General features: G+C 65.4%; 21 protein-coding genes. 11 read left to right on the forward strand and 10 right to left on the reverse strand.

Annotation, left to right across the window (positions count from 1 at the left end):
- Position 1 precedes the first annotated feature (1 nt).
- From Y706_RS22810 to Y706_RS0100750, 6 genes are all read left to right on the forward strand, one after another.
- Positions 2-1213: a serine hydrolase domain-containing protein gene (locus tag Y706_RS22810; protein WP_084475812.1), complete on the forward strand. Its 1212-nt coding sequence runs from the start codon at positions 2-4 to the stop codon at positions 1211-1213.
- Positions 1214-1612: 399 nt separating this feature from the next.
- Positions 1613-1720, forward strand: coding sequence for a CAT RNA binding domain-containing protein (locus Y706_RS29660; RefSeq protein ID WP_216699082.1), 108 nt, complete (start codon positions 1613-1615; stop codon positions 1718-1720).
- Positions 1721-1731: 11 nt separating this feature from the next.
- Positions 1732-1869 carry a hypothetical protein gene (locus Y706_RS29665; RefSeq protein WP_216699083.1) on the forward strand — a complete coding sequence of 46 codons (138 nt, stop codon included), beginning with the start codon at positions 1732-1734 and terminating at the stop codon, positions 1867-1869.
- A 194-nt stretch (positions 1870-2063) separates the two neighbouring features.
- Entirely contained in the window at positions 2064-2837 is a 774-nt protein-coding gene (locus tag Y706_RS0100735) for an SDR family NAD(P)-dependent oxidoreductase (RefSeq protein ID WP_043433984.1), read from the forward strand.
- Positions 2838-4057: 1220 nt separating this feature from the next.
- Positions 4058-4492, forward strand: coding sequence for a universal stress protein (locus Y706_RS0100745; RefSeq protein ID WP_028275105.1), 435 nt, complete (start codon positions 4058-4060; stop codon positions 4490-4492).
- A gap of 73 nt (positions 4493-4565) precedes the next feature.
- Positions 4566-5738: a cation:proton antiporter domain-containing protein gene (locus Y706_RS0100750; RefSeq protein ID WP_253906661.1), complete on the forward strand. Its 1173-nt coding sequence runs from the start codon at positions 4566-4568 to the stop codon at positions 5736-5738.
- A gap of 327 nt (positions 5739-6065) precedes the next feature.
- Here Y706_RS0100750 and Y706_RS0100755 read toward each other — a convergent pair whose 3' ends face one another.
- Entirely contained in the window at positions 6066-7253 is a 1188-nt protein-coding gene (locus tag Y706_RS0100755; protein ID WP_028275107.1) for an FAD-dependent monooxygenase, read from the reverse strand.
- 272 nt (positions 7254-7525) lie between these two features.
- Between Y706_RS0100755 and Y706_RS22815 the strand changes: the two genes are divergently transcribed.
- From Y706_RS22815 to Y706_RS22820, 3 genes are all read left to right on the forward strand, one after another.
- The gene (locus Y706_RS22815; protein ID WP_043433986.1) at positions 7526-8014 is read left to right on the forward strand and encodes a CBS domain-containing protein; all 489 of its coding nucleotides are present in this window, start codon (positions 7526-7528) and stop codon (positions 8012-8014) included.
- Positions 8011-9297 carry an ArsB/NhaD family transporter gene (locus Y706_RS0100765; protein ID WP_028275108.1) on the forward strand — a complete coding sequence of 429 codons (1287 nt, stop codon included), beginning with the start codon at positions 8011-8013 and terminating at the stop codon, positions 9295-9297. The genes Y706_RS22815 and Y706_RS0100765 overlap by 4 nt, the downstream gene beginning before the upstream one ends.
- 216 nt (positions 9298-9513) lie before the next feature.
- Positions 9514-10335 carry an alpha/beta fold hydrolase gene (locus Y706_RS22820; RefSeq protein ID WP_084475816.1) on the forward strand — a complete coding sequence of 274 codons (822 nt, stop codon included), beginning with the start codon at positions 9514-9516 and terminating at the stop codon, positions 10333-10335.
- Between the two features lie 305 nt (positions 10336-10640).
- Here the strand turns inward: Y706_RS22820 and Y706_RS29670 are convergent, their stop codons facing one another.
- Positions 10641-11168: a hypothetical protein gene (locus Y706_RS29670; RefSeq protein ID WP_216699084.1), complete on the reverse strand. Its 528-nt coding sequence runs from the start codon at positions 11166-11168 to the stop codon at positions 10641-10643.
- 137 nt (positions 11169-11305) lie between these two features.
- Between Y706_RS29670 and Y706_RS29675 the strand changes: the two genes are divergently transcribed.
- Complete coding sequence (locus tag Y706_RS29675; protein ID WP_216699085.1) at positions 11306-11971, forward strand: APC family permease; 666 nt, start codon at positions 11306-11308, stop codon at positions 11969-11971.
- Positions 11968-13398, forward strand: a complete 1431-nt coding sequence (locus Y706_RS0100785; protein ID WP_343213011.1) for a TrkH family potassium uptake protein — start codon at positions 11968-11970, stop codon at positions 13396-13398. The genes Y706_RS29675 and Y706_RS0100785 overlap by 4 nt, the downstream gene beginning before the upstream one ends.
- Before the next feature lie 156 nt (positions 13399-13554).
- Here the strand turns inward: Y706_RS0100785 and Y706_RS27635 are convergent, their stop codons facing one another.
- The 8 genes from Y706_RS27635 to Y706_RS27640 form a co-directional block, all read right to left on the reverse strand.
- Positions 13555-14223: a DUF998 domain-containing protein gene (locus Y706_RS27635; protein WP_084475818.1), complete on the reverse strand. Its 669-nt coding sequence runs from the start codon at positions 14221-14223 to the stop codon at positions 13555-13557.
- A 102-nt stretch (positions 14224-14325) separates the two neighbouring features.
- The gene (locus tag Y706_RS0100795) at positions 14326-15597 is read right to left on the reverse strand and encodes a glycosyltransferase (RefSeq protein ID WP_028275110.1); all 1272 of its coding nucleotides are present in this window, start codon (positions 15595-15597) and stop codon (positions 14326-14328) included.
- Positions 15598-15704: 107 nt separating this feature from the next.
- Positions 15705-16379 (reverse strand): response regulator, encoded by a 675-nt coding sequence (locus tag Y706_RS0100800; RefSeq protein WP_028275111.1) that lies wholly within the window; start codon positions 16377-16379, stop codon positions 15705-15707.
- The gene (locus Y706_RS0100805; RefSeq protein WP_028275112.1) at positions 16376-19024 is read right to left on the reverse strand and encodes a DUF4118 domain-containing protein; all 2649 of its coding nucleotides are present in this window, start codon (positions 19022-19024) and stop codon (positions 16376-16378) included. Before Y706_RS0100805 ends, Y706_RS0100800 begins: the two co-directional genes overlap by 4 nt.
- Positions 19025-19049: 25 nt before the next feature.
- Positions 19050-19661, reverse strand: coding sequence for a potassium-transporting ATPase subunit KdpC (gene kdpC / locus Y706_RS0100810; RefSeq protein ID WP_028275113.1), 612 nt, complete (start codon positions 19659-19661; stop codon positions 19050-19052).
- A gap of 10 nt (positions 19662-19671) precedes the next feature.
- A complete protein-coding gene (kdpB, locus tag Y706_RS0100815) occupies positions 19672-21810 on the reverse strand; it encodes a potassium-transporting ATPase subunit KdpB (protein ID WP_028275114.1) in 2139 nt (712 codons plus the stop codon).
- Complete coding sequence (kdpA, locus tag Y706_RS0100820) at positions 21807-23474, reverse strand: potassium-transporting ATPase subunit KdpA (RefSeq protein ID WP_028275115.1); 1668 nt, start codon at positions 23472-23474, stop codon at positions 21807-21809. Before kdpA ends, kdpB begins: the two co-directional genes overlap by 4 nt.
- Positions 23475-23481: 7 nt before the next feature.
- Positions 23482-23580, reverse strand: coding sequence for a potassium-transporting ATPase subunit F (locus Y706_RS27640; RefSeq protein ID WP_084475820.1), 99 nt, complete (start codon positions 23578-23580; stop codon positions 23482-23484).
- Positions 23581-24142: the final 562 nt, after the last annotated feature.

Here is a 24142-nt window from a genome sequence, read left to right on the forward strand (position 1 = left end):
CATGCTAGAGACAACAGCAAATGGTTCCCTTCTGACCAGCCCCGGCAAGGTTGACCGTTATGCCGGCCAGGACTTCAATGAGCACGTCACCCTGGAAAACTGGCAGGAAAGCCCATTCAATCGCTGGGGCTTCGCTCACATCAGTGAGCTCATCACTACGGCAACGATCCGTCGAGGCAGAGCATCCGAGCCCTCTACTGGAAGTGAGTCAGCCACACCGGAACACGCGGAGAGGTGGCACAGCGTTGAGCAGTTCCTGGAATCTACGCACACAGATGCCATTGTCGTACTTCAGCACGGGAACCTGGTCATGGAACGCTATTTTGGCGGCTTCCAGCCGCACGACCGGCACGTCCTGATGTCTGTTTCTAAATCCGTCTGCGCGCTCATTGTCGGTATATTGGCCGGACGCGGACTCATAGACACCCAACAGAGTGTCCGCCACTACGTCCCGCCGCTGAAGGGCAGCGCATACGGTAACGCGACGGTCCGCCAAGTGCTCGACATGACCGCCGCAGTCCGGTACAGCGAGAACTACCTGGATGCGGCCGCTGAAGTCCAGCAGCAGGATAGGATCGCCGGCTGGCGCCCAAAGCTCGAAACAGACCCAAGGGACACTTACGAATTCCTCACGCTCCTCCAAGCTGCCGGAGAACACGGCCGATCATTCCAGTACTGCTCGGCTGGTACGGATGTGCTGGCGTGGATAATCGAGAACGTCACCGGAAAGCGATACGCCGAAGTCGTCTCCGACGAACTGTGGTCCCAGCTTGGGACCCAGGATGATGCACTCATTACGACTGATTCCGGTGGTTTCGCATTTGCGAACGGAGGAATCGCCTGTACCGCACGAGACTTGGCCAAGATCGGACAGCTCATGCTGGACGACGGGAAAGCCAACGGGCAAACGGTCGTCCCATCATGGTGGATCAACGACACGATGCGCGGCGGAGACCCGCAACTGGCCAGAGGAACCGGCTACCAGAAAGTCCACCCCAACGGCTCCTACCGAAACCAGTGGTGGGTCCCCGGAGATAGCCGAGGCACGGTCTACGCCGCAGGCATCCACGGCCAATTCATTTGGATTGACCCCGTCAGCGACACTGTCATAGCGAAGTTCTCCTCTTGCCCACAGCCGGTTGCACTCGAACTCAGCCGGGCACACGCTGAAGGCTTCAAGCAAATGGTCAGCATCCTGGAATACACCAGCTGATTGAGGCGACCCCTCGGAGCGCAGGTCCTCAGGAATCCCCACTAAATAAAGGTCAAAGGATAAAAATCGCCTCCACAGGTAATCCGAAGCAGACCGCCGCCCGGTGGCTGTACACCCAATTGCCGGCCTTCCGCTGCCCATCACAGAGCCAAACCGACTGCTGCAAACCAGGTTTGCCACTCTGCTCGTTGCCTGCCCCTGTACTTCAGGGTTCGATTCCTGCTCCTGACAACGAACCACAAAGGCTCGGACGCAACCTGACACTCCTAGCCGTCCTCCCCCTTTCCCCGACATATGGGCCCTTATCGGCACCGTGTAAGGGCGCAGGAAGTCGCCGTATCTGGACAAAAGCTCCCCAGTTTCAATCCCGGTCAATGACGAGAGGAGGAAGACGTGGAGGTGCTGCGCGTATTCAACAACAACGTCCTCGCCCGCGCCGCCAACAAAGGAGTGGTCATTCTCACCGGACGTGGCCTCTGGTTCCAGCGAAACCTTGGCAGCAGGTAGACGAAACCAAAGTGGTACGCGTCTTTGTCCCCGAGGACGGGCGCAACGCAGACAACTTCGGCGTGGCGGCCGTTCCTCCCGAACACCTGACACTGACCGACCAGGCACTGGAAATTGCCCGCAGCGGTACAAACACGGCCTCTTCCTGACGGTGAGTAGGGACCAGCCTGCCCACTCCAAACACAGTCGACAGTGCTCGCTTACTCGTAGCAGTCAACTGCGGCCATCGCATCTAAGGAATCAAAACCTGTACTCCGGTAGAGCACCAAACGATAGGGAATGCTTGGAAAGCGGAGGCGAAGACATCTGGCACGCACGAAATGTGCCTACGAGAGGATTCAAAGTGCTATCGCAATCAACTTCCAATGCCCGTCTAGCGGGCAAAGTCGCGTTGGTCACAGGCGCTACTTCCGGTATCGGGCAAACAATCGCCCGCAGACTGGTAGCCGAAGGTGCCCAGGTGCTGGCAACCGGGCGGTCAATCGAGCGAGGGCAACGACTTGAAGTGGCACTCGGTTCCCATCTGCACTTCTATTCCATGGACATCAAAGACGAAGAATCAGGCAATGCCCTCACCTCCGCAGCAGTTTCACGCTTTGGTCGACTCGACGTGCTGGTCAACAACGCCGCGGTCGATCACACGGGAGACCTTATGTTAGTTCCCGACAAGGAGATCCGAGAAGTCTTCGAAGTCAACACTTTCGCTACCATCCGCCTTCTGCAGGCGGCCGCCCGAACCATGCAGGACACTGGCGGATCGATCATCAACATCACTTCGCGTTTGGCCTCAATCGGAGTGCCCACCATGGGGATTTACAGCGCCAGCAAGGGAGCAATGCTGGCGCTGACGAAGGCTGCAGCCGTGGACCTAGCCCCCTACAACATCCGAGTAAACGCCGTTGCCCCAGGCATGACAAAGACACCGCTGTACGACGAGTGGCTGGAAACGCATGCAGATCCAGCAGCGGCCGAAGCAAGGGTTGTTGACCAAATCCCCCTTAAACGGCTTGCACGTCCAAGCGACGTGGCCGGAGCCGTGGCATTTCTGGCCTCGGACGAAGCCTCTTACATCACCGGCACCTCGTTGCCCATAGACGGCGGATACACAGCTCAATAGCCGCAACAAGAAAAGAGCATGACATGTCAACGCCTTCAGTCTCCGCCTTTAACATTCCCTGGGCCGACCGCACTAGCCACGTGGACAAATCCAGAGGGCGGCTTCTTCCGATGGGTCACCTTCAACAACGCGATTGACACTTCAAACTGTTCGAGGTTGCAGTTGCCAAGGCGTAGCCTTCATCCCGGGTCGCGCCTGCTCGGTTTCCGGAAGTTTCGGCAATGCACTTCGCTGCGCATAGCAAACCCCAGAAAGGATTGAGGTAGGGCACGCGCGCCTGGCAACGGTTCTCAAAGAACTCTGACGTTCCAGAGCAAAGTGCTGGCGGACCGTATGAGGAACCATGCCGCCAGCAGCGCCGTCTTGGGCACGGACGCCGGAGCTGCGAGGTGACGGGGCCAGACGGGTGAAAAATGAGGACGAGCCCGCCGGCATTGGAACTCCAAGGCAGCCGAAGAGATTTCCCCAAGCCTGTTCGCTCCACTCGCCACGTCAACCCACGGTCAGGGACAGCTGAACAATCGTGATGTCAGAAAGGAACACAATGAGGGCCTTTGCCAGGAAGGGAGCATTGCTCAGTGGCGCAAGCTACGTCTCCACGACCCACTGGCCGGCGCAGCACTATCGTGCCCAGGAATACAGCGTGGCCCTCTTGGGCGTGATGTACCCGTGTGCGGTCCAACACTGCCACTACGGCTCAGAACATTTGGAGCCCACGCTGCCACCCGAGATCCCCATCCGTCGACGGAGCACCGACCTCATCTTTTACTACCCCATCCATACCGATGTAGGCCGGATTCCTCGGCCAACCGGCGAACAGACACCGGTACCAGCACGCCACGAAAAGCCCGCCGGCGCGAAGCATGCAAGCCGTAGGGCTTCCATCGAAGCCGTAGTCCGCGACCTGGCGGTGCTTCTCCTCCGGAAAGGACCACAGTAAAACCGGCGCTGCATTTCCATGATCTAAGCGTAAGAAGGCTGCTCACCACGATGATTCCCTTCGCCCACCGAGGACCATGAGGCCCTTTAGGAGTTCGATATAACCGATTACTCATGCCACATATATGCAGCACGCCTGTCAGCGTTAGCTACACACCATCTTGGCGCCAGGCAGGTAGCCGAAGGGCCGAAGGTTGAAGAGTGCCTTGACCGCTCACGACGACGGGCACAGACTGGCACTGGCCAAGGCCGTGGGTCAGCGGATGTGAGAGGACAGACGAATGGACGCTACCGGTACATTTCTGATTGTGGTCGGTGTCGACGGTTCCGAACAGTCACTGGCCGCCCTTCACTGGGCCGTGGACGAGGCACGCCTGCGCCACGGAACGGTCCGCCTGATCACCGCCTGGCATTATCCTCCGGTGCCATCAACGTTAGAAGACAGTGGCAGTAACGACTCCTTTCACGCCGCTGAACGTGTCCAGGCCGATGCGCTGAAAGCCGTTGATGCTGAGGGCGTGGACATCACGGGAGTGCTCGTTCGGGAGTCCCCGGCCGCTGCCTTGCTGGATGCCGCCAAAGACGCGGACCTGCTCGTCGTGGGATCCCGGGGGCACGGAGGATTCGCCGGGCTGCTGCTCGGATCGACCTCCAGCCAGGTCGCCCACCATGCCCGATGTCCCGTCCTGGTTGTCCGCCCCGGGAGCAGCAGCTGATCCCTGGCGGCAGGGCAGTTCCGCTCCCGGATCCTGACGCACGCAAGCGGATGGGGGAACGCGGATGATACCGATGCTCACGCTGGCTATTGCAGTGCTGCTGTTGTTGGGTGTCCTCATCTCCGAACGCGCCAGCCGGACGGTGCTGTCCACCGCGGTGCTGTTTCTTCTCGGCGGCCTTGTCCTGGGCCAGGGCGTCCTCGGCGTCATTCCCGTAACGCCCGGCGATCCTGTCGTCGGGGTCCTGGCCCAGCTGGCTCTGTTCTCGGTCCTGTATACGGACGGCATGAAAGTGGGGTTATCCGACCTTCGAAGCGCCTGGCGTCTGCCGGGCCGGGCGCTGCTGCTCGGGCTGCCGCTGACACTTCTTGTCACCGCACTGCTGGCCTACTACGTTGCAGGGCTCCCCTGGCTGCAGTGCTTCTTGCTCGGTGCGGTGCTGGCACCGACCGATCCGGTGTTCGCGGCCGCCATTGTGGGGCGTAAGGAAGTTCCGGGGCGGTTACGCCACCTCCTCAACGTCGAGTCAGGGCTCAATGACGGGCTGGCCCTTCCCGTGGTTCTCGTGCTCCTGGCCCTGGGTGGCGGAACGGACGTCGGGATCGGGGTTCTGGCCGAAGAAATCGCCCTGGGCCTGCTCATCGGTGTCCTGGTCCCGCTGATCGTCATTTGGCTGGAGCGGCTTCCCTTTTTGATGGCCACGAAGGGCGTGCAACCGCTGGTGGCCGTCTCCATCGGCCTGCTCGTACTTGCCACCTGCCTGGTGACCGCGGCCAACCTCTTCCTCGCAGCATTCGCGGCCGGCATCACGGTCGCCACCGCAGGCCCGGGCTTCCGGGATGAATTCGAACAGTTCGGGGAACTGGTGTCCGAACTGTTGAAGCTGGCCGCCATCCTGGTGTTTGGTGCGCTGATCACACCAACATTCCTCTTCGGAGAGATCGCCTGGACGGGGTGGGTCTTCGCCGTCCTGGCCATCGTCGTGGCCCGCCCGGTGGCCCTGCTGGTTTCCTTCCTCGGCACACGGCTGCCAGCCAAGGAACAGCTCGCTGCCATGTGGTTCGGTCCGAAAGGGTTCGCCTCTGTCGTCTACGGGCTTCTCGTCCTTGAATCAGGCGTGGAACGCTCCGATGAGGTTTTTCACCTCGTGGCGCTGGTCATTGTGCTGTCCATCCTTGCCCATTCCTCAACCGACGTCCTCGTCGCCAGACAATTCGACAGCCGCCCTCCCCGCACGCCGCAGTAGTTTGTCGGCAATATACGCCTCAGGTGGCGGAGCCCCGGGCACCCTGACGGTCAGGACCCGCAGGCTTGCGCCGGGCCTCCGCACGTAGTCGATGACCACTTCTGCCGCGCGGAACGCGGCCCGGGAGTCAATCACTGCCACCGAGATCACCTAGTTCATAAGGCGCCTTTCGGGTGACACCCAGCGCCGGTCCAGCGGTGTTCCCTGAATCTCGGTCAGCGGCCAGCGCAGACGCAGGCTCTCTTCAAGTTCCTGCGCGGCAGGCTGCCGCCGGATATTCAGCAGTCCGTTTTCCGTCGATTCTCCGCCGCTACGTGTGTGTCCGGCTTACTTTGCGATCCTGCCCACGATCCGGCGGGCGATCAGCCGGTCGATTCCCGGCAGGTGGCTGGCCCGTATGATCCACCGGCGCAGGAGGCGCTGGGCCCGGTTTGCGGGGAGGAACGATGACGCGGCGCGCCTGCCGGCGGCCTGGGCCTCCTCGACCACGGGTCTCCAGCGTCGCTCGAATTCGGCGAGCGCCGGGCTGATCCCCGCAGGTGTGGCCACGGGTGCGAGGACATCCCCGAGCAGCGCGGCGCCGGCGATGGCGAGTGAGCCGCCCTGACCGGCGAGGAGCGATACGGCCCCGCAGGCGTCCCCCACGAGAACGGTCCGCCCCTTCTGCCAGCCCGGCATGACAATCTGAGCGACGACATCGTCGTACGGGTGCTCGGGGCACAGTTCCAGCAGCCGGTCCACGGCGTGGCCGAGCCCTGCGAACTCGCGGCGCAGCCGCTCCCGCGGGCTCCCGGACGGCTGGTGGCCTGTCGCGCCTGTGGCGTCCCGGTAGACCATGAAGGCGGCCACCTCGTCCGTGCGGAGGCTGTAGAGCCCGGCCATCCGGTCGATGCTGTCGGTGAGGATGAACCGGTTTCGGAAGCGGGCATTCAGGAGCGGCTCGGTCACGATGAATGCTGCAGCACGCATGCCCAGGGCGCGCAGGTACGCCTCGTCGGGGCCGAAGACCCGGGCCCGCACCCCGGAGTGGATGCCATCGGCGCCGACGAGGACGTCCGCGGCGATCGTCACGTTCGGCGGGCCGTCGACGGCGACCCGCACGCCGAAGTCATCATTCCATACCCGGGAAACCGGCGCCCCGTAACGGACCCGCACCCGGCCGGGGGCCACGTCGTCGAGCGCGGCGAGGGCTGCTCGCTCCATGTCGGGGCGCAGCAGGCTCAGGACATTCCCGCCGGCAAGCCGGGCGAACTGGTCGTAATCGAGGCTGCACGTCGGGCGTCCAGTTGCATCGACATACTCGGCTGCCTCGACGTGGTAGGCCACCGCTGCGAGCCGCGGGTAGAGGCCGATCCGCTCCGCCGCCTGCACTCCCGGACCGAAGAAGTCCATCATGTAGCCATCGGGGCGCGGAGCCGCAGACTTCTCGAGGAGCTCAACGTCCCAGCCGGCCAAACCGAGCTGGCGGGCCGCGACGAGCCCCGCAATGCCCGCCCCGACAACCACAGCCTTCATGCCCCGCCTCGAACGATCGGTCGGCCGGGCTGAATGGGCCCGGAAGCGCAGGTGTCCCGCTGACACCCGCCGGCTCATTTTTGACTCTTTCCCAGCGGTATGTCCAGACCGCAGAATTTCGGGGCGGGCACCATGCCTGGGATTTTGTGTGTGGGCAAGGCGGGACCGGACAGTAATAGGGGCGTCCCGCCCGGTCAGCCCACCAAACCACGCCCCCACGGACGCATGCCCGGGTAGCCTGATGATGGGGCCATACGAGCAGAGAGAGTGCCATGCGTGCCGCTGACTTGCAGGAGGCTTTACCCGTTGTCCGTAGAGAGACAACTGCGGTGGAGGCCGCGCGGCTCATCGCGGAGGGCGGCCTTGTCGGTCTGGTCATTGCCAATGATGCCGGGACCCCGGTGGCAATCCTTTCGGCTGTGGACGTCCTGCAGCTCATGGTTCCGGACTATGTTCTGGACGATCCCTCCCTTGCCGGTGTCTTTGATGAGAAGGGCGCCGCGGAGCTGTGGGAGAGCCTTGACCGGCGCACCATTGCCGAGCTGATGGACGATAACCGTGTGGCCGTGCGCAGGATCCTGGCCGTCGACCCTGGGGACACGCTGATCGAAGTGGCGGCACGAATGGTTGGAGCCCGTACCCAGATTGTGCGTGTGAAGGGGGCGCCACGTGAGTCCCCCGTGTTCGTGACCCTCCCCGCGGTCATGAGCGCGATCCTCCAGGACTGGTCCGGCACGGGTCACGGGAGCGGTTCGGCGTGAGCGTACAGATCGTTCTGGCACTGGCGGTCTTTGTCGGAGCCTACGTGCTGATCGCAACAGAGAAAGTGCCTCGCGTCACGGCCTCCCTGGGCGGTGCGGCGGCCATGATCCTGATCGGTGCGACGGATGACCATGGCATCTTCTTTTCCGAGGACAGCGGAATCGACTGGAACGTCATCTTCCTGCTCTTGGGGATGATGATCATCGTCGGTATCCTCCGGCAAACCGGTCTCTTTGAATTCCTTGCCATCTGGGCGGCAAAGAAGGCGCGCGGGCGCCCTTACGCGATCATGGTGATGCTTGTGGTCATCACGGCCGTCCTGTCCGCGTTCCTCGACAACGTCACCACAGTACTGTTGGTGGCGCCGGTGACTCTGCTCGTCTGCGGACGGCTCGCCGTCCCTTCGGCCCCGTTCCTGATCGCTGAAGTGATGGCAAGCAATATTGGCGGGACCGCGACGTTGATCGGTGACCCGCCAAACATCATCATCGCCAGCCGCGGAGGGCTGACCTTCAACGACTTCATCGTGAACCTTGCGCCGCTGATAGCCGTTCTCCTGCTCGTCTTCATCGTCCTGTGCCGGCTGCTGTTCCGTTCCGCTTTCCGCTACCAGCCCGAGCGTGCGGCACGAATAATGGCACTCAAAGAGCGGGAGGCAATCGCGGAAAAGGCGTTGCTGGTCAAATGCCTCGTCGTCCTTGGCCTGGTGCTGTTCGGATTCATCGCCCACCCGCTGACCGGGCTCGCGCCGGCGATCGTGGCGATGCTCGGTGCAGGTCTGCTTGTGATGCTTGCGCGCCTCGAGCCGCAGAAAGTCTTTGGCGATGTCGAATGGGAAACCCTGGTGTTCTTCGCAGGGCTGTTCATCATGGTCGGATCGCTGGTCAACCTTGGCGTCATAGCCGCGGTCGGACAGACAGCGGCGGCCATCGTCGGCACTGACTACGGCCTCGCGGCCATCTGGCTGACGGTCGTTTCGGCAGTGGCCTCCGGCGTCATCGACAACATCCCATACGTGGCCACTCTCGCCCCGATCACCGACGACCTCGTCCGCGCAGGCGGCGCGGCAGCCCAGCCGCTCTGGTGGGCCCTTGCACTCGGCGCCGATCTGGGCGGCAACGCGACCGCAGTCGGGGCCAGTGCGAACGTCGTCGTCATCGGAATAGCCAAACGCCACGGCGAGCCGATTACGTTCTGGACCTTCACCAAGTACGGCCTCATCGTCATGCCTGTCACCATCGCAATTGCCGTGCTCTACCTTTGGATGCGCTACTTCATCTGATCGCCACCTGCTGCACGGGGCCGTCGTGACCTGGCCAGTCACCGCAGGGCTGCTGAAACTCACGCCCTCGAACGCATGGGAATGGCTCCAGTGCGCGGCCCTGGGCTCCACCGTCCTGATCATCGTCGAGGCCACAATGGACTGACATAGCCACCGTAGGCTTGGACAGTGAGCGAGACTCGAGTGATCCAAACACGCCTGGGTCCTGTGGAGGTCATGTACAGGCCCGGGGGCAAGCCGGCCGTGTTGTTCTTCCCGGGAGGTCATTGCTCTGCGGCCGTTGATTGCGGCTGGAGCCTTTACACGTCAGCAGGGCACGGGGTGCTGGCGTTCTCACGCCCAGGCTACGGGGACACGGATGTGGGACGCCTGAATGCTGCCGAGTTTGTTCCCGCGGTGGCTGAGTGCTGCGAGGAACTGGGCATCGGCCGGACTGCAGGGGCGGTTGGCGTTTCCTTCGGCGGTATGCAGGCTCTTCATGCCGCGTGGTCCCTGCCGGAGTTGGTGCCTCGACTGGTCCTGCACAGCTGCGCCGCTTCGACGCGGGCGTATCCGGACGGCCGACTGGAATCACTGTTCGGCCCGCTGGCGTTCTCTCCGGCCCTACAGGGCTTCACGTGGGCGATGGTGGCAAGTCTGGTCGGATCCGATGCAGGGCTAAGCCGGATGGTCGGCGCACTATCCAAGACGCCGGTGGAGAACTGGTGGCATACCTGGTCCGTGGAGGACAAGGGCCGGGCACGGGAGTTGTTCCTTACGATGCGCTCCGGAACCGGGTTCGTCAACGATCTTCAGCAGGCCCGGCCCGATCGCTCGGCATACCGCCGGCTGGTCCAAACCCGGATCGCCTGTCCGACGTTGGTGACCGCGTCACGCCAGGATGCCGGTGTAGCTTTCGCCCATGCAGAGGACTACTCGGACAGCATCCCCGGGGCCAGGCTCGTCGAACTGTCAGCGCCCAGCCACCTGTTCTGGCTCGGACCGGCACGCCAAGAAGCCCAAGCAGCCGTCACCGACTTCATGGAATCCCGTGCTTGACCGGCTCCTTCGCTGGAAGACCGGCACACGCCTTCCAGCCAGCACAGGTGCCCGGCGCCGGAAGCAGTCAAGGCCTGCCGCGCGTGCGGGGACCGCCGGCATTAAGGTTTCGTCAAGACTGCCCGGTATCCCGCCGGGCACCGGATCTCCAATGCTAGGCTCCGTGATGTTCTCGGCAGCCCGGCCGGGCCGCGGCCAGGTATACGCAGGGCCGGCCGACGAGCGGAAAGGACCATCCGATGCCGGCACCTGACAGGATCGCGCCCGGGCACGGCCTCGCCGGAGCACTCCGTTCCCGGACGGCCTTACTGCTGGCATTCGCTTTTGCCGTGATGGCCGACCCCGTTTCTTCGGTCGCTTACGCGATTGAAGCAGCTCTCCGGGCGCTGAACGGCGATCTGGCCTTGCTGGTGCCCACGATGGTTCTGGTCGTGGCGATCATCGCACTGGTGATCGTCAATTACCGGCAACTGGTCATGCGTTACCCGCAGGGCGGCGGAGCGTCGGCAGCAGTCGGGGAGGCTTTCGGTGACGGTTGGTCGTTTATCCCGATCGGTGCGCTGGTGGTCGATTTCGTCCTCACGATCGCCATCAGCGTCTCGGCCGGGGCGTCGGCGGCAATCGCATACTTTCCCGCCCTGGCGCCCTGGCGGCTGCTGCTCGCGCTGGGACTGGTCATCCTCGTCGGCGCCGCCACGTGGTTCGGGCATCTGGGCCGGCTGGTCTTTGCCGCGATGACCGTGGGATTCATCATCGTCTCCGCCGTCGTTCTGCTTTACGGTCTGGGCGCCACCCCGCAGCCGGTGGGGGCGGTCACCGACGACCCCGGACACCCCCCGGTCATCGCCGTGGTGCTGGCCTTCCCCGTGGCCATGGCCCTGGCCACGGGCGTGGAAGCCCCCTCTTCGGCGATCGCGCAGCTGGGGCAGCTCGATGATGCCGGCCGGAGCCGCTTCGGGAGGGCCACTCTGTGGCTGACCCTCGCGATCGTCGGAGCAATCACCCTGGGCCTGCCCTGGAAGCCGCGCACCTGCAGGTCGGCATCCCGCCCGAGGACAGCACCCAGATCGCTGAACTGGCCCGGCTGGCTGCTCCCGGCCCGGTATTTGCCGCCTTCCAGCTCGTCACCGCCCTGCTGCTTCTCTCGGCCGCCAGCTCCTCGTTCCAGGCAGGACCGGGTCTGCTCAAGGCCCTCGCCCGCCACACCAACAGGCAGGGCGATACCGTCGGCATCCTTCCTCCCGCGCTGGGACGCACGAATACCCACCACACCCCCTACTGGGGGGTGGCACTGTTCATCGCTCTGGCGTGCGCCGTCACCGCCGCGGCCGGCGGCAACGACCAGGAACTTGTCCTCTTTTACGCCGTGTCAGTCTTCCTGAGCTTCCTGGCCGGCCTGCTTTCCATGGCCCTTTTCTCCCACCGGGACGGCCGCCGCGGCTACCTCATCATGAATCTCGCCGGCGCCGCGGTGGTGGCCTTCACCCTCATCGCCAACCTCTCCAGGGGCCTGCCGATTATCAGCCTGGCCGCGGCCCTGATCATCGCTGCCATCCTGTACGTGGCATGGGTCAGCTCCGGACGCCCGCGCGGGATCCGCAACGTCGAGGCCGAAGCCGAGGAGATGTCTGGATGAGGACCGGCGACCGACGAAAGGATCTGAAAATCCGCAACACCGCCCCCCTGAACGGCGGACGGATGCAGTCCTGGCTCCGGGCCCGGGGCGACAGCCTGGGGCGCGGGCTGCTGCATCCCGTCCGTTCGGTCCCCCTGGCGTTCCTCGCCGTGATCCTTCTCGGCACCGGACTCCTGATGCTGCCCGTCGCGCGTACGGCAGCCGAGGCAGATCCCACACTGCCGGCCCTGTTCACGGCCGTCTCGGCGGTGTGCGTCACAGGTCTGATCACTGTCGACACCCCAACGTTTTGGACGCCTTTCGGACATGCCGTGATTCTCGGACTCATCCAGGTCGGAGGATTCGGCATCATGACGCTGGCGACATTGCTGGCGCTGCTCGTGCGCAAAAGCATCGGGCTCCGCGGCCAGCTGGTCGCCCAATCCGAAACGCACACCCTGAACTTCGGCGACGTCCGCTCCGTCGTTTTCCGGGTCGCCCGGATCATGGTTTTTTTCGAAGCCGTCACGGCCGCCGTCCTGACCGTCCGCTTCTGGTTCGCTTACGACGACAATCCGGGCGCAGCCCTCTGGCACGGGACGTTTCACGCTGTTTCAGCGTTCAACAACGCCGGCTTCGCCCTTTACAGCGACAACCTGATCAGCTTCGCCGACGATCCCTGGATCATCATCCCGATCTGCCTGGCCGTGATCGCCGGGGGGCTCGGATTCCCCGTGCTCATCGCCCTGCTCAGAGGCGGTGTCAGGATGAAAGACTGGAGCATCCACCTGCGCCTGACCGTCTACGGCACCCTGGCGCTCCTCGCCGCCGGGTGCGCGCTCTTCGGCGCCTTCGAATGGAACCGGGACCAAACCCTCGGCCCCATGTCCGTGGGCGGGAAACTCCTCGCGACCCTGGCCGGTAGCGTCTTTCCGCGCACGGCAGGGTTCAACAGCATTGACTACGCCACTGCGTCCCCTGAGACCCTCATGGTCACCAATATCCTGATGTTCATCGGCGGCGGCAGCGCGGGCACGGCCGGCGGCATCAAGATCACCACGTTCCTGGTCCTGGGGTTCGCGATCTGGAATGAGATCCGGGGCCGGGACCATGTCACCATCGCCCACCGCTCCGTCAGCTCCTCCGTCCAACGCCAGGCCCTCTCCGTGGCGCTCCTCGGGGTCGCCGCCGTGATCAGCGGCACCCTGCGGCTCCTGATGTTCACCGACTACAGCCTCGAGAAAGTTCTCTTCGAATCAATCTCCGCGTTCGCGACCGTCGGCGTGAGCACCGGAATCACCTACGACCTGCCGCCCAACGCCCAATGGGTACTCATGGCCCTCATGTTTACCGGCCGCATCGGCACCATCACCGTCGCCTCCGCCCTCGCCCTGTCCTCCCACCCCCGGCTCTACCAACTCCCGGAGGAAAGACCCATCATCGGCTAACCCTCACCGCCCCCGGAAAGACGGGCTCCCGCGCCGGGGCTTCCGCCGCCTGTCAGGGAACACGGTGTCATCGGGAGACCGCATCACTGCCCGCCAAGAGCGGCAGACGCGCCCGAAGGACGACCCTCACGGGGAATCCAGAACCCGGTGGGCCGTCTATGTGCCCGCACCGACGGGTTGGTTGCGGGAGTAGTGGATTCCAATGGCCATCAGCCAGCCGCAGGCGACGAGGAGCGATAGTTGCTCAAGAATCCCGGCCGGTGCAGGCCGCCAGATCTCCAGTGCGTCCAAGCGGAATGCGATCCCGGCCGCAAACGCGAAAACAATGATGAGTGTGCCGGCAACGAGCGAGAAGTTCGACAGCCCCCGGGCATCAGAACGGAGCCGTCTTGCGAGGATGAATGCTGCTGCGGCCATGCCGCCGAAGAGGAGGATGCCGGCGCCCTGGTGGATCCGCCCGGCAAGCGTTGCGACGGGCAGCTCCCCCGGTGGGTAACCCAGCGCCGGATCCGTGGGCACCAGGCCGCCGATAATGAAGCCCACAGCGGCCACGGCGATCACGAGGGGACCCCATGTCACTCCACGACCAGATCCCAGCACGCGGTGAAGGCCGAGCGCGAAGAAACCGAGAAGAACTCCGCCGAGAACGAACGCGACGGCGAACACCCACGCCCCGTCTCCGGTCCCAAGTTGACTCACGCCATTGCGCCACACGCTGTACCCCTTGCGGGTGGCGCCGGCAACTCCGAGAACGATGGGCAACATTGCTCCCGCGATGATGCCGCCGGCGAGCAACGACCGTGTGAGAGCACTATGGGCGGGCATCGTGGTCTCCCGTTCAACGAGGATCCAACCCTGTTCATGAAAAGGCTAACCTCCCCGCTTCTTCTGGGCTGGCCTAAGGGGCCACCTGCAAAACCCCTGCGCTTATGGCACCGCGACGCGCTCCAGCACAGTCACCGCTGCGGATATTCCTTCCTCGGCGCGAACACGACGGCCCAACTCCTGGGCGGCACGTGCCATATCGGAATCTGTCGCGGCGGTGGTGATGGCGGAGGCAAAGCCGCCGGCCGTGAGGTGGCGTTGCGGCTGTGGTGCCGGAGCGACACCGCGGCTGTGTGCCAGTCGAGCCCAGAACGGCTGGTCGGCGACGAACGGACACACCACTTGCGGGCGCCCGGAGGCGAATGCGGTGCCGGCTGTCCCTGCGCCCCCGTGGTGCACCACCGCAGCCATCGCCGGGAACAACCGCAGGTAGTCCAGATCCTCCACAGCAAGAACGTCATCGCTTTGTATGCTGCTGTCCAGTCCGCCCCATCCCGCGCCGATCACCAGGCGCATCTCTGCGCGGCGCGCGGCTTCCAGGACCAGGGCGGTGCTGCGCGCGGGGTCACGACCGGACATTGAACCAAATCCGACAAACACCGGGGGGTCGCCGGCACGAAGGAAGTCCTTGACGTGCGGCGGCAGCGCCTCGGCCGAGGGCGGAAGGAACCAGTAGCCCGTGGTGTGCACCGAGTCCGGCCAATCCGCTGGTGGGGGCAGCACCGAGGGACTGAACGCGTGCAGCACCGGAGCCTGGCCGTTGTCCGGTCGGCGCAGCGGGTCGTGCCGTCCGCGGCGGCGCGGGAGACCGAGGATGTCTTCGCGCCAACGGTCGATGACCCGGCCGAATATTGCCGCCGGGGCCTTCATCCCCAGGAACGTGGCCCGGTTGGCGACGGCAGGCAGCCAGGACGGCATGCCCACGCCCGGCCAGGGAAACTCCTTGGTCGGCACGTACATCGGTATCGGAAGAGCCAGCACCGCCGGGATACCCAGCTTCTCGGCCACGTGCTGACCGGCGATGATCTGGCCGTTATGCACCACGACATCCGCACCGGCACCCGCGCCCTCTGAAGCGACGGCCCAGCAGTCGGCCAGCACTTGGGTGAACATGGCCGGCATGGCCCGCACCTGCTGCAGCCGGGCGCGAGCACCGCCCTCGATCACCGCACCCGTCATGGCCGGGTCGTCCATCAACCGCATCGGGCCGTCGTCCACGCCCGCGAACGGCACCCCGTGACCAGCGGCGAACCCGGCAAACCGTTGCGGCGCCGTGAGCACCACTTCGTGCCCGGCAGCAAGTAACCCTCGTGCCAGCGCTATGAACGGCTGGACATCACCACGCGTCCCCAGCGTCATGACCAGTACCTTCATCAGCAAGCCTCCTGTCGGGCGAAGAAGCGATGGTGAACACCACACTCCGCGAGGCAGCTGGCCCTCAGTCCAGCAAACCGGTCGTCGGCGTGGTGGTGGCCGTCGGGTCATGGCTGGAACCTGTACCCGATGCCCGCCTCTGTCATAAGGTGGCGGGGGTTGCCGGGTTCTGGTTCGAGCTTGCGGCGGAGCTGGGCCATGTAGACGCGCAGGTAATTGGCTTCCTTGGTATAGGCGGCACCCCAGATTTCGGTGAGGAGCTGTTGCTGGGTGATGAGTTTTTCGGGGTTCCGGACCAGGAGTTCCAGGATGCCCCATTCCGTGGGGGTCAGCCGCACGTCCTGCCCGTTGCGGGTGACGCGTCTCAGGGCCAGGTCGACGGTGAAGGAGGCTGTGGTCACCACGGGCGCTTCGTCGGCTTGGATGGTCCGGCGTTGGACGGCCCGCAGTCGGGCCAGGAGCTCGTCCAGTCCGAAGGGTTTGGTGACGTAGTCGTCGGCTCCGGCGTCCAGGGCCTTGACCTTGTCCTCGGACCCGTGCCGGGCGGAGAGGACCAGGATAGGGACGCGGGTCCATTGGCGCAGCCTGGTGATCACGGTGGTTCCGTCCATGTCGGGCAGGCCCAGGTCCAGGACTATGATGCCGAAGCGGTGTCTGGCTGCTGACTGGAGGGCAGTTTCGCCGTCGGGGGCCGTCACGACGGTGTATCCGTGGGCGTGCAGGGTGATTTTGAGAGCTTTGAGGAGATGTGGGTCGTCGTCGACCACCAGCACGTCATTCACGGCGTCTCCTCCGTTCTGGACACGGGCGGGGTGTGGTGTCGCTGCAGGAGGGCTGACTGCGCCTGAAGCGGGGCCTGGGCGGCATCCCGGTCGAACGCGGTACCGACGGAAAGTGGCAGCCGGATCACCATGGTCAGTCCGCCCGCTGGGGTCTCTTCCGCGGTCAGCGTTCCTCCCATCGCTTCGGTGAAGCCTTTGGCAACGGCCAGGCCTAGGCCGACTCCGGTGGCTTGGGGGACGTCATCGAGGCGCTGGAATGGCTGGAACATCCGGAGGACGCTTTCGGCGGGGACGCCCTGGCCGTGGTCGATGATGCGCAGTTCTCCCGCGGGGCGGCCGTGCAGGGTTGCGTGGCTGAGGCCGCCTGCTGCTCCGACGAGGACGATGTCGGAGTCGGGAGCGTATTTGACGGCGTTTTCGACAATGTTCGCGATGACGCGTTCGAGCATTCCGGCGTCGGCGTCGACTTCTGGCATGTTTCCCGGGAGCTCCACCCGCACCCTGCCGGCGGGGGTTCCGTGGAGGGCGGCCGGGATCACTTCGTACCAGCGCACCGGCCGGATGAGCGGGTTGACGGAATCGGAGGTGATCCGGGACATGTCCAGCAGGTTGCCCACCAGCGCGTCCAGCCGGTCGGAGCATTCGTCGATGGTGGCGAGCAGTTCCTGTTGCTCCTCGGGGGTGTAGTGGATGTCGGGTTGCCTGAGGCCTCCGACGGCGAGTTTGATGCCGGCCAGGGGTGTGCGGAGGTCGTGGGAGACCGCGCGGAGGATGGAGGTGCGCATGGTGTTGCTTTCGGCCAGCCGCACGACTTCGCGGCGGCTGGCTGCCAGTTGCTGGCGTTCCAGTTGTGCGGCCAGGTGGGCACCGAAGGCTCCGAGCAGCCGTCTGTCGCTGGCCGGCAGCGTCCGGCCGGAGAGCACGAGTCGGGTCGTGGGGTCGATCTGTTCGATGTTTTCTGCACCCTCCGGGGCGGCGGGCGGGATGTCGCCGGCCGCTGCAACGGGCCGCCAGCCGGTGCTCCCATCGGCTCCTGTCCCGGTGTGTCCGGTGGATGTGTAGAGGGCAGCTCCGCTGACCTGGAATACGTCCCGGGCCTGTTCCAGGAGTCCTTTCAGGGTGTCCTCGGCGCGGGCGGCACCGCGGGTGAGGTCCCCTAGGGTGGCGGCTTCCGCGCGGGCCCGGGCGGCTTCTTTGGACCGGCGTGCGGAGAGGTCGACCACAACGGCGACGGCCGCGGAGACGCCGACGAAGACCAGGAGGGCGAGGAGATTCTGTGGGTCGCTGATGGTCAGGGTTCCCACCGGGGGTGTGGAGAAGTAGTTGACCAGCAGGCTGCTCCAGAGGGCGGCCAGGATGGCGGGCCAGAGTCCGCCGACGAGGGCGACGGCAACGGACCCGGCGAGCTGGACCAGCGCCGCGGTGGCGACGTTCTGATCCGGGTTAAGTAAGAGCAGCATCTGCAGAAGCACCGGGAGCATTGCGGCCATGATGAAGCCTGCCGCGACCCGGATGCGCCCGAGGTCCCGTTGCTGCCGCGGGCCGGCGCCGCGGCCCCCGAGCGGGTGGGAAACCATGTGGACGTCGATGTCTCCCGAATCCCGGACCACCCGGGTTCCCACGCCTCCGCCGAGCAGGCTCCCCAGCAGGCTGGCGAGCCTTTTGTGGCGGGAGATGCCGACGACGATCTGTGTGGCGTTGACGCTGCGGGCGAAGTCCAGGAGCGCGTCGGCGGGGTCCTCCCCGGTCACCACATGGTAGCTGCCGCCCAGGTCCAGGATCAGGCGGCGCTGGGCCTCCAGCGCCTGTGGCGACTCCTCGGCGATACCGTCGGCGGCCCGGACATGGACGGCCAGGAGGTCCCCGCCGTTGACGCGGTTGAGGATCCGGGCGCCGCGGCGGATGAGGACTTCGCCTTCCGGGCCGCCGGTCAGCCCGATAACGATGCGTTCCCGGGCGGGCCAGCTGGCTACGATGCCCTGTTCTGCCCGGTACCTGGCCAGGCCCTCGTCCACCCGGTCTGCCAGCCACAGCAAAGCGAGTTCGCGCAGTGCGGCGAGATTTCCGAGACGAAAGTAGTTCGCCAGGGCTGCGTCGATCTTCTCGGCTGCATAGATCTTGCCGTCGCCGAGGCGCTGGCGGAGCAGCTCCGGGGAAATGTCGACCAGATCGATTTGGTCGGCCCGGCGCACGACGTCGTCCGGCACGGTTTCTGCCTGGCGCACGTCGGTGATGGCACTGACGACGTCTCCTAAGGACGCCAGGTGCTGGATGTTGACTGTGGAGAGAACATTTATCCCCGCGCTGAGGAGTTCGTCGACGTCCTCCCAGCGTTTGGTGTGGCGGCTGCCGGGGATGTTGGAGTGGGCGTATTCGTCCACGACCGCGGTACCCGGCGCCCGGGCGAGGACGGCGTCGAGGTCCATTTCCTCGAACTCTGTGCCCCGGTAGGGCAAGCGCCGCGGCGGGATGACTTCGAGCCCCTCCATCAGGGCTCTCGTATCGGCCCGTCCGTGGTCCAGGGCGAACGCGACCACGACGTCCTCGCCGCGCTTGCCCAGCCGGTGCGCCTCTTCGAGCATCTCGTAGGTCTTGCCGACCCCGGGCGCGGCCCCCAGGAAGATCCGCAGCGTTCCACGTGCCATAGGTGCTATCCTCCCGCTTGGACTTTCACTTGGACGGGGCCGCGGCGGCCAGGTCAACGTTAAGGGCCGTCACGTTGACAGACGGCTGGCCCAGGAAGGCCGTCAGGCCGCTGTTGGTGTGCTTGTTGACCAGGGACATTACGGTGTCGGCGCTCAGATGCTGGGCCGCGGCGACGCGGGGAACCTGCAGCCGCGCATACGCCGGGGAGATGTCCGGGTCCAGTCCTGAACCGCTGGCCGTCACCGCCTCGGCGGGCACCTGTTCCTCGCTGATACCTTCGGCGGCGGCGACGGCGGCCCGGTTCGCGGTGACGGCCTCGAGCAGTTTCGGATCGTTGGGGCCCAGGTTGGACGGCGAGGACGACGCCGGGTCCCACTTCACGGCCGAGGGCCGGGCGTGAAACCAGCGCGGGTCCTGGGCGCCGGAATCGTCGGCCGCGGCCTGGGCGATTAGGGCGGACGCGGCCGGGGCGCCGGTGCCGTCTTTGATGATGGAACCGTTGGCCTGGTACGGGGCGATCAGCTGTCCGACGCCGAAGACGGCCAGGGGGTAGGCCACTCCGAGGACCAGTGTGGCAAAGATCAGGAACCGGACGGCGGTGCCTGCCTGCCGGAGGTAGCCGGTGAGAGTGTTCATAGGGGCGTTCCTAGCCGATTCCGGGGATGAGGGAAAGTATCAGGTCGATGATTTTGATGCCGATGAAGGGAGCGATGAGTCCGCCGAGCCCGTAGATCAGCAGGTTCCGCCCCAGTGCCTGGTTGGCGGAGACGGCGCGGTATTTGACGCCGCGGAGCGCGAGCGGGACCAGGGCGACGATGATCAGGGCGTTGAAGATCACCGCAGACAGGATGGCCGAGGACGGGGTGGCCAGGCCCATGATGTTCAGCAGTCCGAGCCCCGGGAAGGCGGCGGTGAAGAGGGCCGGGACGATCGCGAAGTACTTGGCGACGTCGTTGGCGACCGAAAAGGTGGTCAGTGCGCCGCGGGTGATGAGCAGCTGCTTCCCGATGCCGACGATGTTGATGAGCTTGGTGGGGTCGGAGTCGAGGTCCACCATGTTGGCGGCGTCCTTGGCGGCGGGGGTGCCTGAGTTCATGGCGACGCCGACGTCGGCCGCGGCCAGGGCAGGGGCGTCGTTGGTGCCATCCCCGGTCATGGCCACCAGCCGGCCTGCGGCCTGCTCCTTTTTGATGACCGCGAGTTTGTCTTCCGGGGTTGCCTCGGCCAGGAAGTCATCGACCCCGGCCTCCGCGGCGATGGCCTTGGCGGTGATGGGGTTGTCCCCAGTGATCATCACGGTCCGGATGCCCATTTGCCGCAGTTCGGCAAAGCGGGCGTTCATGCCGGGTTTGACGACGTCGGCGAGGTGGATGGTCCCCAGAATGTCCGCCCGGCCGTTCTTGTCGATCTGGGCGACCAACAGGGGTGTGCCGCCCTGCGCCGAGATTTCCGTTACCCGGTGGTCGACCTCGGCCGGGGTGTGGCCGCCGTATTCGGCAACGAAGGCCCCCACGGTGGAGGCGGCGCCTTTGCGGATCTGCAGCCCGTCAAGGTCCAGCCCGCTCATGCGGGTGGTGGCGCTGAAGGGGACCACGGCGAAATCGTCGGAGCTGCGTTCGAGCGTGGCCAGGTCGGCTCCGGTCACGCCCTTGTCCGCGGCGAGGTCCACGATGGAGCGGCCCTCGGGGGTTTCGTCGGCCAGGCTGCAGACCCGGGCTGCTTCGATGAGCCGGATCCTGTCCACATGGTTGGCGGGGAAGAAATTGACGGCGCGGCGGTTGCCGTAGGTGATGGTTCCGGTCTTGTCCAACAGGAGCGTGGTGATGTCTCCGGCGGTCTCCACAGCGCGGCCGGAGGTGGCCAGCACGTTGTGCTGGACCAGCCGGTCCATGCCGGCGATGCCGATCGCCGGGACCAGGGCCCCGATGGTGGTGGGGATCAGGCAGACCAGCAGTGCGACCAGCACGATCGGGGACGGCGTGGCGCCGGCGAGGGCGGCGAACGGTGCCAGTGACATGGTGACGGCCAGGAACACGATGGTCAGGGACACCAGCAGTACGTGGAGCGCGATTTCGTTCGGGGTCTTCTGCCGCATGGCGCCCTCGACGAGCTTGATCATCCGGTCGATGAAGGTTTGGCCCGGCTCTGCGGTGATGCGGATGACGATCCGGTCCGAGAGGACCCTCGTGCCGCCGGTGACGGAGGACCGGTCACCTCCGGATTCGCGGATCACCGGGGCTGATTCGCCGGTGATGGTCGATTCGTCGACGCTCGCCAGGCCTTCGATGATTTCGCCGTCCGAGGGGATGACGTCCCCGGCCTCGCAGATCACCACGTCATTGAGACGCAACTCCGTGCCGGGGACGTCCCGGGTGGTGCCGTCGGGCTGGCGGAGCCGGGCCTGGACGCCTTTGCGGCTGGCGCGGAGGCTGTCGGCCTGGGCTTTGCCCCGGCCCTCGGCGATGGATTCGGACAACGTGCCAAAGAGGACGGTGAGCCATAGCCAGGCTGTGACCGCGATGCCGAAAACCGACGGCCGGTACACCGAGATCGCGGTGCACAGGGCGGCCCCCGCCAGTACGGTGAACATGACCGGGGAATGGACCATCTGCCGCGGGGAGAGTTTGCGCACCGCGAGCGGCAGGGCGGCGAGGACGGACGCGAACGTGAGTTTTGCCGGGGCCTTGGTGTGGTGCTTGTGTTCGCCGGGGGTGCCGAGGGGGTTGCCGTCGGCGTAGGTCTGGGCGTCGGTGTCCGTGGCTAACGCCGTGTGAGACCGGGTCATTTGAGGAGTCCTTCTGCGAGGGGGCCCAGGGCCAGGGCCGGGAAGTAGCTCAGGGCGGTCAGGATCACTGTCACGCCGAGCAGCAGGCCGCCGAACAGGAGGCCGTGGGTGGGGACGGTGCCGGCGGAGGCGGGAACCTTGCCCTGGCGGGCGAGGGAGCCGGCCAGGGCGATCACCAGGACGATCGGGAGGAAGCGGCCCAGCAGCATGGCCAGGCCCATCATGACTGAGAGGTAGGGGCCGGAGGTGGTGATGCCGCCGAACGCGGAGCCGTTGTTGTTGGCCCCGGAGGTGAAAGCGTAGAGCGCTTCGCTGAACTGGTGGGGGCCGGTGGCGGGTGCGTTGGCCATGATGTCCGGGAGCAGGACGGTGATGCCAGCCAGGGCGAGGACCAGGGTCGGGGTGACGAGGATGTACATCGCGGCGAGCTTCATTTCCGTGGGGCCGATCTTCTTGCCCAGGTACTCCGGGGTGCGCCCGACCATGAGACCTGCGATGAAGACGGAAATGATGGACAGGATCAGCAGCCCGTAGAGCCCGGAGCCGGTTCCGCCGGGGGCGACTTCGCCGAGCATCATGTTCACCATGGCTACGCCGCCGGCCAGTGGCGGCAGGGAATCGTGGGCAGTGTTGACGGCGCCGGTGGAGGTCAGTGTGGTGGATGCGGCGAAGATCGCGCCGGGCGCGGGTCCGAAGCGCTGTTCAAAGCCTTCGCCGAGGCCACCGGCCGCCGCCGTCGCGGTTCCTTGGCCGGACGCCACGGCCCAACCCATCAGCGAAACCGATGCCAGCCACAGGGTGCCCATCACCGCGGCCACCGTGTAGCCCTGTTTCTGGTCACCCACCATCCGGCCGAAGGCGTAGGGCAGGGCCGAGGGGATGAGCAGGAGCAGGAACACCTCGAAGAAGCTGATGAGGGCGTTGGGGTTCTCGAACGGGTGGGCGGAGTTGGCGTTGAAGTAGCCGCCGCCGTTGGTTCCGAGCTCCTTGATGGCTTCCTGGGACGCGACCGGCCCGCCGGGGATGCTCTGGCTGATCCCGGACGCCTGGTTGGCGACGTCGGTGGGCCAGAAGTTCTGCACCACTCCGCCGAGGACCATCACCACGGCCGCGACGAACGCGAGCGGAAGCAGGACCCGGAAGGTCGTCCGGGCCAGATCCACCCAGAAGTTACCCAGCCGTGGCGTCCTGGTCCGGGCGATGCCGCGGATGAGGGCGACGACGACGACGATGCCGACGGCGGCGGAGAGGAAGTTCTGCACGGCCAGCAGGGTCATCTGCACGAAGATGCCTACCGTGGATTCGGGGACGTATGTCTGCCAGTTCGTGTTGGTCACGAACGAAATGGCGGTGTTCATGGCTACCCATGGGTCCACGCCGGGCAGGGATCCGCTGCCCGGCAGGACGCCCTGCAGCCGTTGGAGGCCGAACACGAAAAGGATGGACACCGCGGAGAACGCCAGAACGCTGCGCAGGTAGACGGACCAGGTCTGGTCAGTGCCGGCGTCGATCCCGGCGAGCCGGTAGAACAGCCGCTCGGGCCGGCTCGACGTGGTGCCCTCGAAAACCCGGGCCAGGTAGATGCCGAAGGGCTTGTGCAGGGCGGCCAGGACAATGAGGAGCGCAGCCACCTGGACAGCAAAGGATGCAGGGTTGAAGGTCATGATCCGCTCACCACTTTTCCGGATGGATCAGGACGGCCAGCAGGTAGCCGAAGAGGCACAGCCCGGCGATGAGCAGGACGAGCCACATGATCGCGTCGGCGCTCATTGGCCGGCCTCCGGCCGGTCATCGGCACCCCCGACCATCCCGGCCAGGACGTGGCCGATCCACATCACGAACCCCATGGAGACCATGAGGATTCCGATCAAAGCCAGGTCGGCCATTGCAGGTTCCTTTCATCCGTGCCCCGTTTGCGGGGCTACTGAAAGTCAACTCCTCTGCCGAGGGAAAAAGCCGGCTCCTGATGGTTTCTTAACGCCTTCAGGACGGATCTTGACACCGTCTTAACGCGCGCGGAGGCGGACGGATTTTCTATGCCATTCCCGAGTCTTTCGGACATGCCGGCGCCCGTTCCTTCACGCATCCGTTCCCCGGGAATCGATGGTTTGGGGGCGGACGAAACCTGCACGGTCTTGCTAGGGCTCCGTGCCGGCAGGGGCTCAGCCGACGTGGACCCAGGGGCGCCGTGTGACGTCGGGTTCGGCTTCGCGCAGCACTTCGCGGGTGACGGGCGCGATTTCGCCCTCGCCCAGGAACAGGAACCGCAGCAGGTTAGTGACCGGGTTTCCCTCGGTCCAGCGGAAGTAGATGTGCGGCATCAGCCCGGTCA

The organism is Arthrobacter sp. I3 (assembly GCF_000520575.1).
Classification (GTDB): domain Bacteria; phylum Actinomycetota; class Actinomycetes; order Actinomycetales; family Micrococcaceae; genus Arthrobacter; species Arthrobacter humicola_A.